The following is a 16,342-nucleotide window of genomic DNA, read 5'->3' on the forward strand; positions in this document are numbered from 1 at the left end:
GCCGCCTTCAGAGACCCAGCTCGGACAGGCCCGGATGGTCGGCCGGGCGCGGGGCGGAGCGATCCCAGTGGAACTTGCGCTCGGCGGCGGCGATCGGCAGGTCGTTGATCGAGGCATGGCGGATGCGCATCAGGCCGTTCTCGTCGAATTCCCAGTTCTCGTTGCCATAGGAGCGGAACCAGTTGCCCGAGTCGTCATGCCATTCGTAGGCGAAGCGCACGGCGATGCGCTTGTCTTCATGGGCCCAGACTTCCTTGATCAGCCGGTATTGCTGTTCACGCGTCCATTTCTTGGTGAGGAAGGCGACGATCTCGGCCCGGCCGGTGACGAACTCGGCGCGGTTGCGCCAGCGGCTGTCTTCGGTATAGGCCAGCGACACCCGTTGCGGGTCGCAGGAATTCCAGGCGTCTTCGGCCGCGCGCGCTTTCTGGATGGCGGTGTCGCGCGTGAAAGGCGGTAGCGGAGGGCGTTGTGCAGGTGTGGTCATGGCTGAACTTCCTGTGGATTTTCCGGCCGCGTCGGCGGATGGCTTGCCTGGATTGGCGGTGCGAATCGATTGTAGGGACGATGGCGGGAGAAAGGCAACCGCAAGATCGGTCTGTTGCCGGATGGATGCGCTGTGCTTGGCGCCGGGAGTGGCGGCTGTGCCTTGTCAGGCAACTGGCACAATGGTTTTTCGGCGCTGGTCGCGCTGCGGGCCGTGCCGGGGAACTTCGGTGATGGAGGGGGATGGCGGGAGGGGTAACGGCGGGGGTGCTGCGGCATGCCATTTGAATGCCATGAACCAGGTTCATGGCATTCAAATTCGGGAATTATTTCTTCTTCTTGTTCACGGCTTCTTTGAAAGCCTTGCCAGCCGAGAACTTGACCGTGGTCGCTGCGGCGATCTTGATCTCTTCGCCGGTTTGCGGGTTACGGCCGGTGCGAGCTGCGCGCTTGCCAGTCGAGAAAGAACCAAAACCAACCAATTGCACTGTATCGCCCTTGGTAACGGCCTTGATGATGTTCTCGATGACGGAGTCCAGCGCGCGCTGGGCAGCAGCCTTGGAGATTTCGGTGTCGGCGGCGATAACGTCAACCAATTCAGATTTGTTCACTTTAAAATTCCTTTCACTGTTAAGGTGCCGAGATTTTAGCACTGTAATACGGCGAATCAGCAAGCCCTATCTGCGTTTGAGCCGATTTGACTTGCGTGGATCGCCCTCGATTGAAAAATATCGATGCATCCAAACCGCTTTGTGAAAAACTGTCTTCGCTCGATATCTCCAAAACCGTGGATAGTAAAAGTAGCGCAGCGCTTTAGTCAAAATAAAAAATGCCGCTGATGAAATTTCGAGAACTAAAGTTGCGGCGCAAAATCAATTCCGATTTCTTTCACCACTCGCAAAATCCATCCCGGCATCCGTTCACCGAAGTGGTGAGGTTCAGGTTGCTCCAACGCGCCGCCGGCGGCCCGGTCATCGCGCGCAAATCCGCGTCGTTACGCAATCTTGTCGATAAACACATGTGTATATCTCAGGTTGCACATTCAATGTAAATCCTAAGTCCTTCATTTTTCTCGGAAAACTTCTTTAAACGGCATTTTAAGGAAGTGCGCTAAGTCTTTGACTTTATTAGCAAAATCCCGGTTTTTTACCTTGTATACCGCTTGACCTGTATTAGTGCATCCTCTAAAGTGGGCGGCAGTGTCAAAAAGTGTTTTTTTGTGGGTGATTTTGCGAATTTATTTGCATTCGACTCCCATCCCAAAACACCCGATCAGCCATTTCACTCGCCGCGGCGAACAGGACCAACACAGTGTTTCAGGGCGCGTCAGCACTCAATCTCGATGCCAAAGGACGGATGACCATTCCGGCCAGGCATCGTGACGCCCTGATGGTGCAGTGCGAAGGGCGCGTCACGCTGACCCGCCACCCGCACGGCTGCCTGCTGTTCTTCCCGCGCCCGACCTGGGAATCGCATCGCGAGCAGATCGCCGCCTGGCCGATGTCGGCCCGCGCATGGCAGCGCATCTTCCTCGGCAACGCTTCCGATGTCGAGTTCGACAGCGCCGGCCGCATCCTGGTCGCGCCGGAGTTGCGCGCCGCGGTCGGCCTGCAGCGCGACGTGATGCTGCTGGGCATGGGCAGCCATTTTGAAATCTGGGATGCCGCCAAGCTGGCCGAGAGCGAATCGGCCGCGGTCGCGGCGGGCATGCCCGATGTGTTGAACGATTTTTCTTTCTGACGGCCGGCGCGATGACATTGCAACCGGTGCCCGAGCTGCAGCACCGCACCGTGCTGTTGGAAGAAGCGGTCGACGCGCTGGCGATCGCAGGCGATCGCGCCGACGGCGTGTATCTGGACGGCACGTTCGGGCGCGGCGGTCATAGCCGCGCCATCCTGGCCAGGCTGGGCGCGCGCGGCAGGCTGATCGCATTTGACAAGGACCCGTTGGCCATCGCCACGGCGCAGCAGATTGCCGATCCGCGGTTCGAGATCGTGCACGACAGCTTCGCCACGCTGGACGAGGCGCTTGCCGCACGCGGCATCGCGCAGGTCGACGGGGTATTGATGGATTTGGGCATTTCGTCGCCGCAGGTGGATGACGCCGCGCGCGGCTTCAGTTTTCGCTTGGATGGCCCGCTGGACATGCGCATGGATACCACGCGCGGCGTGTCGGCAGCGGATTGGCTGGCAACGGCGGACGAACAGACGATTGCAAAGGTGATACGAGATTATGGGGAAGAACGGTTTGCTCTTCAGATTGCAAAGAAGATTGTTGCTCGCCGGGCAGTCGAGCCAATTTCAGGCACACGACAGCTTGCCGCGCTCGTGGCACAAGCCGTCAAAACCCGCGAGAAAGGCAAAGACCCGGCCACTCGTACCTTTCAGGCTGTACGGATTTTCGTCAATCAAGAGCTTGAAGAACTCGAAATAGGGCTGGAAAAGGCATTTCAGCAGATGGCGCAGCACGGGAGATTGGTTGTGATCAGCTTTCACTCGCTGGAAGATCGCATCGTCAAGCAGTTCATGGCATCCAAAGCCCATGCGCCGCAGCCTGACCGACGCCTGCCGATCCGCGCGGTCGACCTGCCGCGCCCGGCCGGACGCCTCCTGGGGCGCGTCAAGCCGAGCGACGCCGAAATCGCCGCCAATCCGCGCGCCCGTTCGGCCGTGATGCGCAGCGTCGAGCGCCTTGAAGCCGCGGGAGCCCAGCCATGACCGGGCGCCTGTGCATCCTCCTGACCATCATGCTGGTGGGGTGCGCCCTGTCGGTGGTCAGCACCCAATACAAGGCGCGCAGCCTGTTCATCGAACTGGAACGCGCGCAAACGGCGTCGCGCCAGCTCGACGTCGATTGGGCGCAACTGCAGCTGGACCAGTCCACGCTGGGCAAGAGCGCCCGCATTGAAGAGCTGGCCCGGCGCGACCTCGGCATGGTGCCGCTGACGGCGGCCCGCACCCAATATCTCACCGTGGGGGGCAAATGACCCGCATGCCCCCGCGCACCACGCTCTCCGGCGGCCGCGTCGCCGCCTCCAAGGGCGTGGCGTTTTCTTCCAACCCGATCCTGCAGGTGAAACTGCCGGCCTGGCGTTCGCGCTTCGTGCTGTTCGTGCTGTTCGTGGCCTTCGTGGCGCTGATCCTGCGCGCGCTGTGGCTGCAGGGCGTATCGACCGATTTCCTGCAGAAGCAGGGCGCGTCGCGCTATGCGCGCACGCTGGAGTTGCCGGCCACGCGCGGCAAGATCACCGACCGCAACGGCCAGGTGCTGGCCTCGTCGGTGCCGGTCAAGGCGATCTGGGCCATCCCTGAAGACGTGCAGGCCGCGCCCAAGGACAAGCTTCGCGAACTGGCCAGGCTGCTGGAGATGAGCGACGCCGACCTGCGCAAGAAGCTCGATTCCGACCGCAGCTTCGTCTACCTCAAACGCCAGGTGGAGCAGGAGGCGTCCGACAAGATCGTCAAGCTCGGCATTCCCGGCATCGAAACCCGCAAGGAATACAAGCGCTTCTACCCCGAGGGCGAGGTGACGGCGCACGTGGTCGGCTTCACCAACATCGAAGACGCCGGCCAGGACGGCATGGAGCTGGCCGCGCAGAAGACGCTGGCCGGCATGACCGGCAGCCGCCGCGTCATCAAGGACCGCCTGGGCCGCATCGTCGAGGACATCGAGTCCATCCGCGATCCGCACGACGGGCGCGACCTGACCTTGTCCATCGACAGCAAGATCCAGTACATCGCCTTCACCCAGTTGAAGGAAGTGGTTGAGAAGTTCAAGGCCAAGGCCGGCGGCATCATCGTGGTCGATGCCAAGACCGGCGAAGTGCTGGCATTGGCCAACATGCCGACCTACAATCCAAATGACCGTTCGGTGCTGACCGGCGCGCAGCTGCGCAACCGCGTCGTCACCGATACCTTCGAACCGGGCTCGACCCTCAAGCCGTTCACCGTGGCGCTGGCGCTGGATACCAAGCGCGTCACGCCCTCCACGGTGTTCCAGACCGCGCCCGGCAAGATGACCATCGGCACTGCGACCATCGGCGACTCGCATGCCCACGGTCCGCTGACGGTGGCGCAGATCATCGAGAAATCGTCCAATATCGGCACCGCCAAGATCGCGCTGGAAATGCCGCCGGAAGAGATGTGGGAAATGTTCACCACGGTCGGTTTCGGCCAGCAGCCCAAGTTCGGCTTCCCCGGCGCGGTGGCCGGCCGCGTGCGTCCTTATAAATCCTGGCGCCCGATCGAGCAGGCCACGATGAGCTACGGCCACGGCATTTCGGTGTCGCTGATCCAGCTGGCGCACGCCTACCTGATCTTCGCCCGCAACGGCGACATCATCCCGCTGTCGTTCACCAAGGTGAACGATTCGCCGATCGGCCAGCGCGTGATCTCCGAAAACACCGCGCTGCAGATGCGCCGCATGCTGGAAACCGTGGTCGCCCCCGGCGGCACCGCGCCGCAGGCCCAGGTGCCCGGTTACCGCGTCGGCGGCAAGACCGGCACCGCCTACAAGATCGAAGGCGGCAAGTACGTGCGCAAGTACGTGGCCTCGTTCACCGGCATCGCGCCCATGTCGGATCCGCGCCTGATCATCTCGGTCATGGTCGACGAACCCCAGGGCCAGCACTACGGCGGCCCGGTGGCCGGCCCGGTGTTCGCCAACGTGGCCGCCAATGCGTTGCGCGCGCTCAATGTGGCGCCGGACTCCAGCGTGACCAACATCATCATCCCCAAAGAACCGCTTGAGGAGAGCATGTAATGGCTCAGCGAGCGCTCAACAGCAAAGACATCGCCAACTGGCTGCGTTCGAACGCGGCCATTGCCGCTGCTGCGCAACTGAGCGCGGACTCGCGCCGGGTGGCGCCGGGCGACGTGTTCTTCGCCTACGTGGGCGACGCCGACGGCCGTTCTTATATAGAAGATGCGGTCGAGCGCGGCGCCGCCGCCGTGGTCTATGAAGCGGCCGGCTTCGCCTGGCCGGAGCATCTCGGCGTGGCGAGCCTGGCGGTCGAGGATCTCAAGACCTTGGCCGGCGACATCGCCGCCGACTGGTACGGCCAGCCGGACCGGGGCATGTTCACCGTGGCCGTCACCGGCACCAACGGCAAGACTTCCTGCGCCTGGTGGCTGGGCTCCGCGTTGTCGCGCCTGCCTGGCGCGGGCCTGGCGGGCGTGGTCGGCACCCTGGGCGTGGGCACCTTCCTCGGCGGCCGCGCCCAGGCGTTCGACGTCACCGGCTACACCACGCCGGACGCGGTGCTGTTGCAACGCAATTTGGCGATCCTGGCCAAGGCCAAGGTCGGCGCCCTGGCCATCGAGGCTTCCTCGATCGGGCTGGCGCAGGGCCGCATGAACGGCATGCATGTGGACGTGGCGCTGTTTACCAATTTCACGCGCGACCATCTCGACTACCACGGCGACATGGCGTCTTATGAAGACGCCAAGCGCAAGCTGTTCGAATGGGATGGCCTCAAGCACGCGGTGATCAACCTCGACGATCCGATGGGCCTGCGCCTGGTGCCGCTGGTGCAGGCGCGCCAGGTTGCGCTGATCGGCTACGCGCTGGAAGACGACATCTCCGGACAAGCCGCCGGCGTTGCCACGCTGCGCGCCAGCGGCATCCGCGGCAGCCATGCCGGCACCGTGTTCCAGGTCGATTCGCCATTCGGCAGCGGCCAGGTCAAGACCCAGTTGGTCGGGCGATTCAATGTCAGCAATGTGCTGGGCATCATGGGCGTGTTGCTGGCCAAGGGCCTGGCCTGGGATGCCGTGGTCGCGGCCGCCGGCGCGCTGAGCGCCGCGCCCGGCCGCATGCAGCAGTTCGGCGGGCCGGATGTGCCGTTGATCGTGATCGATTATGCGCATACCCCCGACGCGCTCGACAAGACCCTGGCCACGTTGCGCCAGGTCGCGGCCCAGCGCGGCGGCCAGCTGTGGTGCGTGTTCGGCTGCGGCGGCGACCGCGATCCGGGCAAGCGCCCGCAGATGGGCCAGATATCCGAGCAGGCCGACCATGTGGTGCTGACCAGCGACAATCCGCGCAGCGAAGATCCCAAGGCCATCATCGCCCAGATCCGCGCCGGCATGAGCCGCATCGAGCCGACGATTCTGGAAGACCGCGCCGGCGCCATCCTGTGGGCGATCCGCCATGCCACCAAGGCCGACGTGGTGCTGCTGGCCGGCAAGGGCCACGAGGCTTACCAGGAAATCGCCGGCAAGAAGCTGCCCTTCCTCGATGCCGATCATGTCGCGCTGGCATTGGCCGCGCGCTCGACCATGATGGGGGGCGCGTGATGCGGTTCGCATTCAATCAGATGCTGGAATGGATCCGCGCCGCCGAGGCGGCCGCTTCCGCGCATCATGTGCCGATCGTGGCCAATGCCCCGGCCGGCGCGCTGGAACTCAACGACGTGGTTACCGACAGCCGCGCGGTCAAGCCCGGCAACGTGTTCGTCGCGCTGCGCGGCGAGCGTTTCGACGCCCATGACTTCCTCGAGGCCGTGGCCGCGCAGGGCGCCGCCGCCGTGGTGGTCGAGCGCGTGCCGCCGGGTTTGTCGGTGCCCGCCATCGTGGTTCCGGATACGCGCGCGGCGCTGGGCCAGATCGCCCACGGCTGGCGTTCCCTATATAAGGTGCCGGTGATCGGCGTGACCGGCAGCAACGGCAAGACCACGGTCAAGGAAATGATCGCCGCCATCCTGGCCGCCGCCTTTGGCGAGGACGGCTACCTGGCCACGCGCGGCAATTTCAACAACGAGGTCGGCGTGCCGCTGACGCTGTTCCGCCTGGCGCCGGCGCATCGCGCGGCCGTCATCGAGATGGGGATGAACCATCCGGGCGAGATCGCCGTCTTGTCGCGCATCGCGCAACCGACGCTGGGCCTGGTCAACAACGCCCAGCGTGAGCACCAGGAATTCATGGCCACGGTCGAGGCCGTGGCGCGCGAGAACGGCGCGGTGATCCGCCACTTGCCGGCCGATGGCGTGGCGGTGTTCCCGGCCGATGACGATTTCACGCCGCTGTGGCGCGAAGAAGCCGGCGCCCGTCGCGTGCTGAGCTTCGGCTTGAGCGAGACCGCCGATGTCGGCGCCACCTACCAGCCCAGCGCCTTCGGCAGCACGCTGCAGGTGACGGTCAAGGGCATTGCGGCGGCGCCGGCGCGCTTCAAGGTGGAACTGGCCGCGGTCGGCCAACACAATGTGCGCAACGCGCTGGCGGCGGCGGCTTGCGCGCTGGGCGCGGGCATCCCGGTGGATGCCGTGGTGCGCGGGCTGGAAAGCTTCGCTCCCGTCAACGGCCGCCTGCAGCGCAAGACCGCCAAAAGCGGCGCGCTGGTGATCGACGACACCTACAACGCCAATCCGGATTCGGTGCGCGCCGCCATCGACGTGCTGGCCGGCATCGACGGGCCGCGCGTGCTGGTGCTGGGCGACATGGGCGAGGTCGGCGACCAGGGGCCGCAATTCCACCGCGAGATCGGCGCCTATGCCCGCCAGCGCGGCATCGCCCGCCTGTTCGGCCTGGGCGAGCTGATGCGCCATGCGGTGCTGGCGTATGAAGAAACGCCGGGCGAAGCGACGGCGCAGGCCGTGCACTACGCCGACATCGATGCGCTCAATGCGGCAGTTGAGGCAGCGGTCGATCAGGCCGCGCTGCAAGGGCTGGGCGCGAGCATTTTGGTAAAAGGTTCACGCTTCATGAAGATGGAGCGAGTTGTACAGCATCTGGTCAACGTTGAATCCAACACGCAACATCAACAGGAGACCCATTAGCATGCTGGTCTGGCTCGCTCAGAATTTTCAACAGGACTTCGGCTTCTTGCGCCTGTTCAGCTTCATCACCTTCCGCGCGGTGTTCGCCACGCTGACCGCCTTGCTGATCGGCATGATCGCCGGTCCGGCGGTGATCCGCATGCTGACGCGCATGAAGGTCGGCCAGGCGGTGCGCACCGACGGCCCGCAGACCCACCTGATCAAGTCCGGCACCCCGACCATGGGCGGCGTGCTGATCCTGATCGGCATCGGCGTCTCGACCTTGCTGTGGGCCGACCTGTCCAACCGTTTCGTCTGGATCGTGCTGATCGTCACGCTCGGCTTCGGCGCCGTCGGCTGGGTCGACGACTACCGCAAGGTGGTGTACCGCGACCCGCAAGGCATGCGCTCGCGCGAAAAGTATTTCTGGCAATCGCTGATCGGCCTGGTGGCCGCGTTCTACCTGGCGTTCTCGGTGTCCGAAGTGAGCAACATGAAGGTGCTCGAACTGTTCGTGGCCTGGGTGCAGTCCGGCTTCAGCCTGGACCTGCCGCCCAAGGCCGACCTGATCGTGCCCTTCTTCAAGAGCGTGAGCTATCCGCTGGGCGTGTGGGGTTTCATCGCGCTGACCTATTTCGTCATCGTCGGCACCAGCAACGCGGTCAACCTGACCGACGGCCTGGACGGCCTGGCCATCATGCCGACCGTGCTGGTGGGCGCCGCGCTGGGCCTGTTCGCCTACCTGACCGGCAGCGCCAACTACGCCAAATACCTGTTCATCCCGCACATCCCCGGGGCCGGCGAACTGCTGATCTTCTGCGGCGCCATGGGCGGCGCCGGCCTGGCTTTCCTCTGGTACAACGCCTATCCGGCGCAGGTGTTCATGGGCGACGTCGGCGCGCTGGCGCTGGGCGGCGCGCTGGGCACCATCGCCGTGATCGTGCGCCAGGAGATCGTGCTGTTCATCATGGGCGGCATCTTCGTGGTGGAGACGCTGTCGGTGATGATCCAGGTGGCCTATTTCAAGTACACCAAGAAACGTTTCGGCGCCGGCCGCCGCGTACTGCTGATGGCGCCGTTGCACCATCACTACGAACAGAAGGGCTGGAAGGAAACCCAGGTGGTGGTGCGGTTCTGGATCATCACCATGATGCTGGTGCTGGTGGGCCTGTCGACGCTGAAGTTGCGTTGAGCGGAGTGCAGACGGGGCGCCCGGCGCCCTTGGCGGTTCAATGAAGTGATCGATGAGATCGAAGTGAAAGAAGTGGGCAGCAAACGATGAATTACTCGGGCAAACACGTACTGGTGCTCGGACTCGGCGAGTCCGGCCTGGCCATGGCGCGGTGGCTGGTCTACTGCGGCGCCGGCGTGCGCGTGGCCGACACGCGCGACGAGGCGGCATTGGCCGAGCGCCTGGCCGCCCTGCGCGCCGACGCGCCGGATGCCCAGGCGATGCTGGGCCGCCCGTTGTCGCCCGAACTGCTGGAGAACGTGGACTTCGTGGCCGTCAGTCCCGGCCTGGCGCCGAACGGCGAGCTGGCGCCGCTGATGCCGGCCATCGCCGAGCGCGGCTTGCCGCTGTGGGGCGAGATCGAACTGTTCGCCCAGGCGCTGGCCGCCTTGCGCGAAGAGACGCTTTACCGGCCCAAGGTGCTGGCCATCACCGGCACCAACGGCAAGACCACCGTGACCAGCCTGACCGGCATGCTGTGCCAGCGCGCCGGCCTGTCGGTGCGGGTGGCGGGCAACATCAGCCCGGCCGCGCTGGACGTGCTGCGCGAAGCGGTGATCAAGGACAAGGTATTCCTGGCCGAACTGGCCGAGCAGGATGCCATCGCGGCCGCCGAGGCGGCTGCTGAAGCCGAGGCCGAAGCGGCACGGCAGGCCGAGTTGGCCGCGCAGGAAGCTGCCGAAGCTGCCCGGCACAAGCAGGCCGAGGCGCGCATCGAAGGCGCTGCCGCCAGCGCAGTCCCGGCCTCGGCAGCGGCGCCGGAAGCGGAATCGCCGGCCGCCAACGATGCGCAAATGGACATGCTGCCGCAGGAGGGGCAGGCGGATGCGCCTGAACCGGCCGCCGCGCAAGCGCTGCACGCGGAACAGGACACGCTCGCCACCGAAATCGGCGCAGGCGTGGAGCATCTGTCGTCGGAAGCCGCCAATGCCGAAAAATCCGCAGACGCCGGCCTGCAAGCCGATGCCGGCGGCAATGCGGCCGAGGCGATGAACCTGGACGATTTCATGGCGGTCTCGCGCACCGCCGAGGAACATGCGTTGGCCGAAGTGCCGCCGCCCCCGCCGCCGGAACCGACCTACCGCGGCTCGATGCCGCAAGCCTGGGTGCTGGAGCTGTCCAGCTTCCAGCTGCATACCACGCACAGCTTGCAGGCCGATGCCGCCACCGTGCTCAACCTCACGCAAGACCACCTCGACTGGCACGGCGGCATGCAAGCCTATGCCGCCGACAAGGCGCGCATCTTCGGCGAACGCACCGTGCGCGTGCTCAACCGCGACGATGCGCTGGTGATGCAGATGGCCGAGGCCGGCGCGCCGGTTTCTTCATTCGGGCTGGATGAGCCGTTAGCGCCGGACAGCTTCGGGCTGATCAACGACAACGGCATGCTGTGGCTGGCCAACGCCTTCGTGCATGAAGACGACGAGCAGCCGGAAGGCAAGCGCCGCCGCAAGCAAAAGGAACTGGCGCCGCCGCCGGTGACGGTGAAGCGCCTGATGCCGGCCGACGCGCTCAAGATCCGCGGTGCGCACAATGCGATGAACGCGCTGGCCGCCCTGGCGCTATGCCGCGCCATCGATTTGCCGATGGCGCCGCTGTTGCACGGCTTGCGCGACTACACGGGCGAACCGCATCGGGTGGAACTGGTGGCGGTGGTGCAGGAGGTCGAGTATTACGACGACAGCAAGGGCACCAACGTTGGCGCCACGGTGGCGGCCTTGAACGGGCTGGGCCTGGGCGGCCGTCCCAACCGTATCCTGCTGATCGCCGGCGGCGACGGCAAGGGGCAGGATTTCTCGCCGCTGGCGTTGCCGGTGGAGAAATACGGACGTGCGGTATTCCTGATCGGGCGCGACGGCCCGGCCGTGCGCGCGGCGCTGGCCGATACCGGCGTCGAACTGGTCGATTGCGCGAGCCTGGAAGAGGCCGTGCAGAAGGCGGGCGACCTGGCGCGCGCGGGCGAGATCGTCCTGCTCTCGCCGGCTTGCGCCAGCCTGGATATGTTCCGCAACTACGCGCACCGGGCCGAAGTCTTCGTGGACTCGGTGCGTGAACTGGCGCTGTCGCGCGGCGAGGTGATCGCATGAAGCTCGGACTGTCGTCACTGCGTGGATTGCTGGGCAGCGTGAAGGAAGCTGCGCCGGCCGCCGCCGGTCGCCTCAAGGGCGGCGCGGGCGGCATCGGCGTACGTGGCGGCAGTATCGGCTTCGAGCAGCGCTCGCGCATGATGGAGTACGACCAGCCGCTGATCTGGGTGGTGCTGCTGCTGATGCTGTTCGGCATGGTGATGGTGTATTCGGCCTCGGTGGCGCTGCCCGATTCGCCCAAGTACGCCGCCTATTCGAATTACCACTTCCTGCTGCGCCAGGCGATCTTCATCGTGATCTCGCTGGTGGCCGGCACGCTGGCGTTTCGCGTGCGCATCGAGACCTGGCAGAAATGGGCGCCGTACCTGTTCGCCGGCACCCTGATCCTGCTGGTGCTGGTGCTGGTCCCGGGCGTGGGCAAGGGCGTCAACGGCGCCAAGCGCTGGCTGTCGTTCAAGGTGTTCAACCTGCAGCCATCCGAACTGATGAAGCTGTTCATCGTGCTGTACGCGGCCGACTACACGGTGCGCAAGCAGGCGGTGATGCACAAGCTGGTCAAGGGTTTCGTGCCGATGGCCGCGGCCGTCGGTTTCGTCGGCCTGCTGCTGCTGCTGGAACCCGACCTGGGCGCCTTCGGCGTGATCGTCTGCATCGCCATGGGCATCCTGTTTTTGGGCGGCATCAACGGCGTCTGGTTCGGCGGCATCAGCGCCATGCTGGGCGGCTTGTTTACCCTGGTGATCGTGATGTCGCCGTGGCGGCGCGAACGCATCTTCGCCTACCTCAATCCGTGGGAAGAAGAAAACGCGCTGGGCAAGGCTTACCAGTTGTCGCACTCGCTGATCGCCTTCGGCCGCGGCGAGCTGTTCGGCGTGGGCCTGGGCAGCAGCGTGGAGAAATTGCATTACCTGCCGGAAGCGCATACCGACTTCCTGCTGGCGGTGATCGGCGAGGAGCTGGGTTTCGCCGGCGTGCTGGTGGTGGTGCTGCTGTTCTACTGGCTGATCAAGCATGCCTTCGAGATCGGCCGCCAGGCCATCGCGCTGGACCTGACTTTCGCCGGCCTGGTGGCCAAGGGCATCGGCATCTGGCTGGGGGTGCAGGCCTTCATCAACATGGGCGTGAACCTGGGCCTCTTGCCGACCAAGGGCCTGACATTGCCGCTGATGAGTTATGGCGGTTCGGGCGTGCTGCTGAATTGCGTGGGCCTGGCGATCCTGCTGCGCATCGATTACGAGAACCGGGTGCTGATGCGGGGAGGGCGCTTATGAGCACGCCCCGCAGATTGCTGATCATGGCGGCCGGCACCGGCGGCCATATCTTCCCGGGACTGGCGATCGCCGACACCATGCGCGCGCGCGGCTGGCAGGTGAGCTGGCTGGGCACCTCGCACGGCATGGAGCGCGACCTGGTGCCGCGCCACGGCGTCGAGATGGACACCATCGTGTTCGCCGGCCTGCGCGGCAAGGGGCTGATGCATACGGTCAAGGGCGTGTGGCGCATGGCGGCCAGCTTCTTCAGCTGCTTCGCCATTCTCGGCCGCCGCCGTCCGGACGTGGTGCTGGGCATGGGCGGTTATGTGACGGTGCCGGGCGGCGCCATGGCGCGCCTGCGCGGCAAGCCGCTGGTGCTGGTCAATGCCGATGCGGCGCTGCTGCTGTCGAACAAGACGCTCACGCCCTTGGCTGACCGCGTGCTGTTCGGCTTCCCGGCCGACTTCGGCCGCGCCGCCGGCAAGGCCGAGGTCACCGGCAACCCGGTGCGCCAGGAAATCATCGCGCTGCCGCGGCCGGCCGAGCGTTACGCCGGCCACAGCGGCCCGCTGAAGATTCTGGTGGTGGGCGGCAGCCTGGGCGCCAAGGTGTTGAACGACAACGTGCCGGCCGCGCTGGCCAAGTTGCCTCTGGAGCAGCGCCCGCAGGTCACGCACCAGTCCGGCAAGCAGCATATCGAGGCCTTGCGCGCCGCCTATGAGCAGGCCGGGGTGCAGGCCGAAGTGGTCGACTTCATCGACGACATGCCGCGCCGCTATGCCGAGGCCGACCTGGTGATCTGCCGCGCCGGCGCCATCACCGTGTCGGAACTGACGGCGGCCGGCGTGGCGAGCGTGCTGGTGCCGCTGGCGGTGTCGACCACCTCGCACCAGATCGACAACGCCAAATGGATGGCACAGAACCGCGCGGCGATACACCTGCCGCAAGGCGAACTCACGGCCGATGCGCTGGCGGGTTTGCTGCAGAAACTGGACCGCGCTGCATGCCATGAAATGGCGCAGGCGGCGTACGAACAAGGCCGGCGCGACGCCAACGAGGCGATCGCGCGCGTGCTGGAAGGGCTGGTAACACCATGAAGCATCGCGTTAAAAACCTCCACTTTGTCGGCATCGGCGGCTCTGGCATGAGCGGCATTGCCGAAGTCATGCTCAACCTCGGCTACGGCGTGTCCGGCTCGGATCTGGGCAGCAATGCCGCGACCCAGCGCCTGGCGCAACTGGGCGCCAGCATCCGCTACGGCCATGCGGCCGAAAACATCGACGGCGCCGACGCCATCGTCACCTCCACCGCCGTCAAGGGCGACAACCCGGAAGTGCTGGCCGCGCGCAAGAAGCACATTCCCATCGTCCCGCGCGCGGTGATGCTGGGCGAACTGATGCGCCTGAAGAAGGGCATCGCCATCGCCGGCACCCACGGCAAGACCACCACCACCAGTCTGGTGGCCAGCGTGCTGGCGCAGGGCGGGCTGGACCCGACCTTCGTCATCGGCGGCCGGCTGACTTCGGCCGGCGCCAACGCCAAGCTGGGCACCGGCGAATTCATCGTGGCCGAGGCCGACGAGTCGGATGCCTCGTTCCTGAACCTGACGCCGGTGATCGAGGTGATCACCAACATCGACGCCGACCACATGGAGACCTACAACCATGACTTCGCGCGCCTGAAACAGGCCTTCGTCGAATTCACCCAGCGCCTGCCGTTCTACGGCGTCGCCGTGCTGTGCCTGGACGATGCGCACGTGCGCGAGATCATGCCGATGGTGTCCAAGCCGATCCTGACTTACGGCTTCCATGAAGACGCCGACGTGCGCGCCATCGATGCCCGCGCGGTCGAAGGCCATATGGAATTCACGGTGATCCAGGACGGCTACGCGCCGATGCAGGTGAGCCTGAACCAGCCCGGCATGCACAACGTGCAGAACGCCTGCGCGGCCATCGCCATCGCGCGCGAGCTGGATGTGGACGACGCCGCCACGCAAAAGGCGCTGATCGAATTCAACGGCGTCGGGCGCCGCTTCACCCGCTACGGCGAGGTGCCGCTGTTCGATGCCGAGGGCAAGCCGGCCGGCCATTTCACCCTGGTCGACGATTACGGCCACCACCCGGTCGAGACTGCCGCCACCATCGCCGCCGCGCGCGGCGCGTATCCCGGCCGCCGGCTGGTGCTGGCGTTCCAGCCGCACCGCTACACCCGCACGCGCGACCTGTTCGAAGATTTCGTCAAGGTGCTGTCGCAGCCCGACGTGCTGGTATTGGCCGAGGTCTATGCGGCCGGCGAAGCGCCCATCGTGGCGGCCGACGGCCGTTCGCTGGCGCATGCCTTGCGCGCGGCCGGCAAGGTCGAGCCGGTATTCGTCGACGACATCGCCGACATGCCCGACACCATCAGGAATGTGGTGCGCGACGGCGACGTGGTGATGACCATGGGCGCCGGTTCGATTTCCGCAGTACCCGGCCGCCTGACGGCAACGGCAACTGAAAAGAGCGAGGCAAGCGCATGATCGACCAGGCCACCATCAAAAGCTTCGGCCGCGTCGGCGTACTGTTCGGCGGCCGTTCAGCCGAACGTGAAGTGTCGAAGATGTCCGGCAGCGGCGTGCTGCAGGCGCTGCGCAGCAAGGGCGTGGACGCCCATCCGTTCGACCCGGCCGAGCGCAGCTTGGGCGCGCTGGAGGCGGAGCAGTTCGACCGCGTCTTCATCGCGCTGCACGGCCGCTATGGCGAGGACGGCACGATCCAGGGCGCGCTGGAGCAGATCGGCCTGCCTTACACCGGCCCCGGCGTGATGGCCTCTTCGATCGCCATGGACAAGGTGATGACCAAGCGCATCTGGCTGGGGCATGGTTTGCCGACGCCGCGCTTCGCCGTGCTGGACAAGGACACGCCGCGTGAAGTGCTGCGCACCGTGCCCGATGAGCTGGGTTTGCCGCTGATGCTGAAGGCGCCGCATGAGGGCTCGACCATCGGCATCGCCAAGGTGAATGGCTATTCCGACATGCAGTCGGGGTTCGAGATGTGCGCCAGATACGATGAGGTAGTGTTGGCCGAGGAATTCATCCGCGGCCGCGAGCTGACGGTGCCGGTGATCGGCACCGGCCGCAATGCGCGCGCCTTGCCGGTGATCGAGATCCGGGCGCCGGACGGCAATTACGACTACCAGCACAAATACTTCACCGACGACACCAAGTACCTGTGCCCGGCGCCGCTGGACGAAGCGCTGACCCGCCGCCTGCAGGAGCTGGCGGTGCAGGCCTTCCACGCGCTGGGTTGCCGCGGCTGGAGCCGGGTCGACTTCATGTTGCGCGAGAAGGACGGCCAGGCCGAACCGTACCTGCTGGAAATCAATACTTCGCCTGGCATGACCGGCCATTCGCTGGTGCCGATGGCGGCCAAGGCGGTCGGCTTGAGCTATGAGGATTTGTGCTGCGAGATCTTGCAGCTGGCGGCGCTCGACATGACGCCTTCGAAAGACTGGACGCCGCAGGCGGACCAGTCCTGATGGCGGAGCGCACGCG

Annotated in this window: 14 protein-coding genes; 12 read left to right on the top strand and 2 right to left on the bottom strand. The window is 65.5% G+C overall.

Annotated elements, in window-relative coordinates:
* Nucleotides 1-7: 7 nt before the first annotated feature.
* Together AC07N6_RS01010 and AC07N6_RS01015 are read right to left on the bottom strand one after the other, a co-directional pair.
* Nucleotides 8-487, bottom strand: coding sequence for a nuclear transport factor 2 family protein (locus AC07N6_RS01010; RefSeq protein WP_494780471.1), 480 nt, complete (start codon nt 485-487; stop codon nt 8-10).
* 325 nt (nt 488-812) lie between these two features.
* Nucleotides 813-1,097, bottom strand: a complete 285-nt coding sequence (locus AC07N6_RS01015; protein WP_006465510.1) for an HU family DNA-binding protein — start codon at nt 1,095-1,097, stop codon at nt 813-815.
* A gap of 700 nt (nt 1,098-1,797) precedes the next feature.
* Here AC07N6_RS01015 and mraZ point away from each other — a divergent pair.
* The 12 genes from mraZ (at nt 1,798) to AC07N6_RS01075 (ending at nt 16,326) form a co-directional block, all read left to right on the top strand.
* The gene (gene mraZ / locus AC07N6_RS01020) at nt 1,798-2,226 is read left to right on the top strand and encodes a division/cell wall cluster transcriptional repressor MraZ (protein WP_494780472.1); all 429 of its coding nucleotides are present in this window, start codon (nt 1,798-1,800) and stop codon (nt 2,224-2,226) included.
* 11 nt (nt 2,227-2,237) lie between these two features.
* Nucleotides 2,238-3,203, top strand: coding sequence for a 16S rRNA (cytosine(1402)-N(4))-methyltransferase RsmH (gene rsmH, locus AC07N6_RS01025; protein ID WP_494780473.1), 966 nt, complete (start codon nt 2,238-2,240; stop codon nt 3,201-3,203).
* Nucleotides 3,200-3,472 (top strand): cell division protein FtsL, encoded by a 273-nt coding sequence (gene ftsL, locus AC07N6_RS01030; RefSeq protein ID WP_494780474.1) that lies wholly within the window; start codon nt 3,200-3,202, stop codon nt 3,470-3,472. The genes rsmH and ftsL overlap by 4 nt, the downstream gene beginning before the upstream one ends.
* Nucleotides 3,469-5,247 (top strand): peptidoglycan D,D-transpeptidase FtsI family protein, encoded by a 1,779-nt coding sequence (locus tag AC07N6_RS01035; protein WP_494780475.1) that lies wholly within the window; start codon nt 3,469-3,471, stop codon nt 5,245-5,247. Before ftsL ends, AC07N6_RS01035 begins: the two co-directional genes overlap by 4 nt.
* Complete coding sequence (locus tag AC07N6_RS01040) at nt 5,247-6,782, top strand: UDP-N-acetylmuramoyl-L-alanyl-D-glutamate--2,6-diaminopimelate ligase (protein ID WP_494780476.1); 1,536 nt, start codon at nt 5,247-5,249, stop codon at nt 6,780-6,782. The genes AC07N6_RS01035 and AC07N6_RS01040 overlap by 1 nt, the downstream gene beginning before the upstream one ends.
* Nucleotides 6,779-8,260, top strand: a complete 1,482-nt coding sequence (locus AC07N6_RS01045; RefSeq protein WP_494780477.1) for a UDP-N-acetylmuramoyl-tripeptide--D-alanyl-D-alanine ligase — start codon at nt 6,779-6,781, stop codon at nt 8,258-8,260. The genes AC07N6_RS01040 and AC07N6_RS01045 overlap by 4 nt, the downstream gene beginning before the upstream one ends.
* 1 nt (nt 8,261) lies before the next feature.
* Nucleotides 8,262-9,431 carry a phospho-N-acetylmuramoyl-pentapeptide-transferase gene (gene mraY, locus AC07N6_RS01050; RefSeq protein WP_494780478.1) on the top strand — a complete coding sequence of 390 codons (1,170 nt, stop codon included), beginning with the start codon at nt 8,262-8,264 and terminating at the stop codon, nt 9,429-9,431.
* A gap of 86 nt (nt 9,432-9,517) precedes the next feature.
* Nucleotides 9,518-11,557, top strand: a complete 2,040-nt coding sequence (gene murD, locus AC07N6_RS01055; RefSeq protein WP_494780479.1) for a UDP-N-acetylmuramoyl-L-alanine--D-glutamate ligase — start codon at nt 9,518-9,520, stop codon at nt 11,555-11,557.
* Nucleotides 11,554-12,828, top strand: coding sequence for a putative lipid II flippase FtsW (ftsW, locus tag AC07N6_RS01060; RefSeq protein WP_494780480.1), 1,275 nt, complete (start codon nt 11,554-11,556; stop codon nt 12,826-12,828). Before murD ends, ftsW begins: the two co-directional genes overlap by 4 nt.
* Nucleotides 12,825-13,907 carry an undecaprenyldiphospho-muramoylpentapeptide beta-N-acetylglucosaminyltransferase gene (murG, locus tag AC07N6_RS01065; protein ID WP_494780481.1) on the top strand — a complete coding sequence of 361 codons (1,083 nt, stop codon included), beginning with the start codon at nt 12,825-12,827 and terminating at the stop codon, nt 13,905-13,907. Before ftsW ends, murG begins: the two co-directional genes overlap by 4 nt.
* Nucleotides 13,904-15,328: a UDP-N-acetylmuramate--L-alanine ligase gene (murC, locus tag AC07N6_RS01070; protein ID WP_494780482.1), complete on the top strand. Its 1,425-nt coding sequence runs from the start codon at nt 13,904-13,906 to the stop codon at nt 15,326-15,328. Before murG ends, murC begins: the two co-directional genes overlap by 4 nt.
* Nucleotides 15,325-16,326 carry a D-alanine--D-alanine ligase gene (locus AC07N6_RS01075; RefSeq protein WP_494780483.1) on the top strand — a complete coding sequence of 334 codons (1,002 nt, stop codon included), beginning with the start codon at nt 15,325-15,327 and terminating at the stop codon, nt 16,324-16,326. Before murC ends, AC07N6_RS01075 begins: the two co-directional genes overlap by 4 nt.
* Nucleotides 16,327-16,342: the final 16 nt, after the last annotated feature.

The organism is Herbaspirillum sp. GW821-FHT09A12 (genome assembly GCF_059418325.1).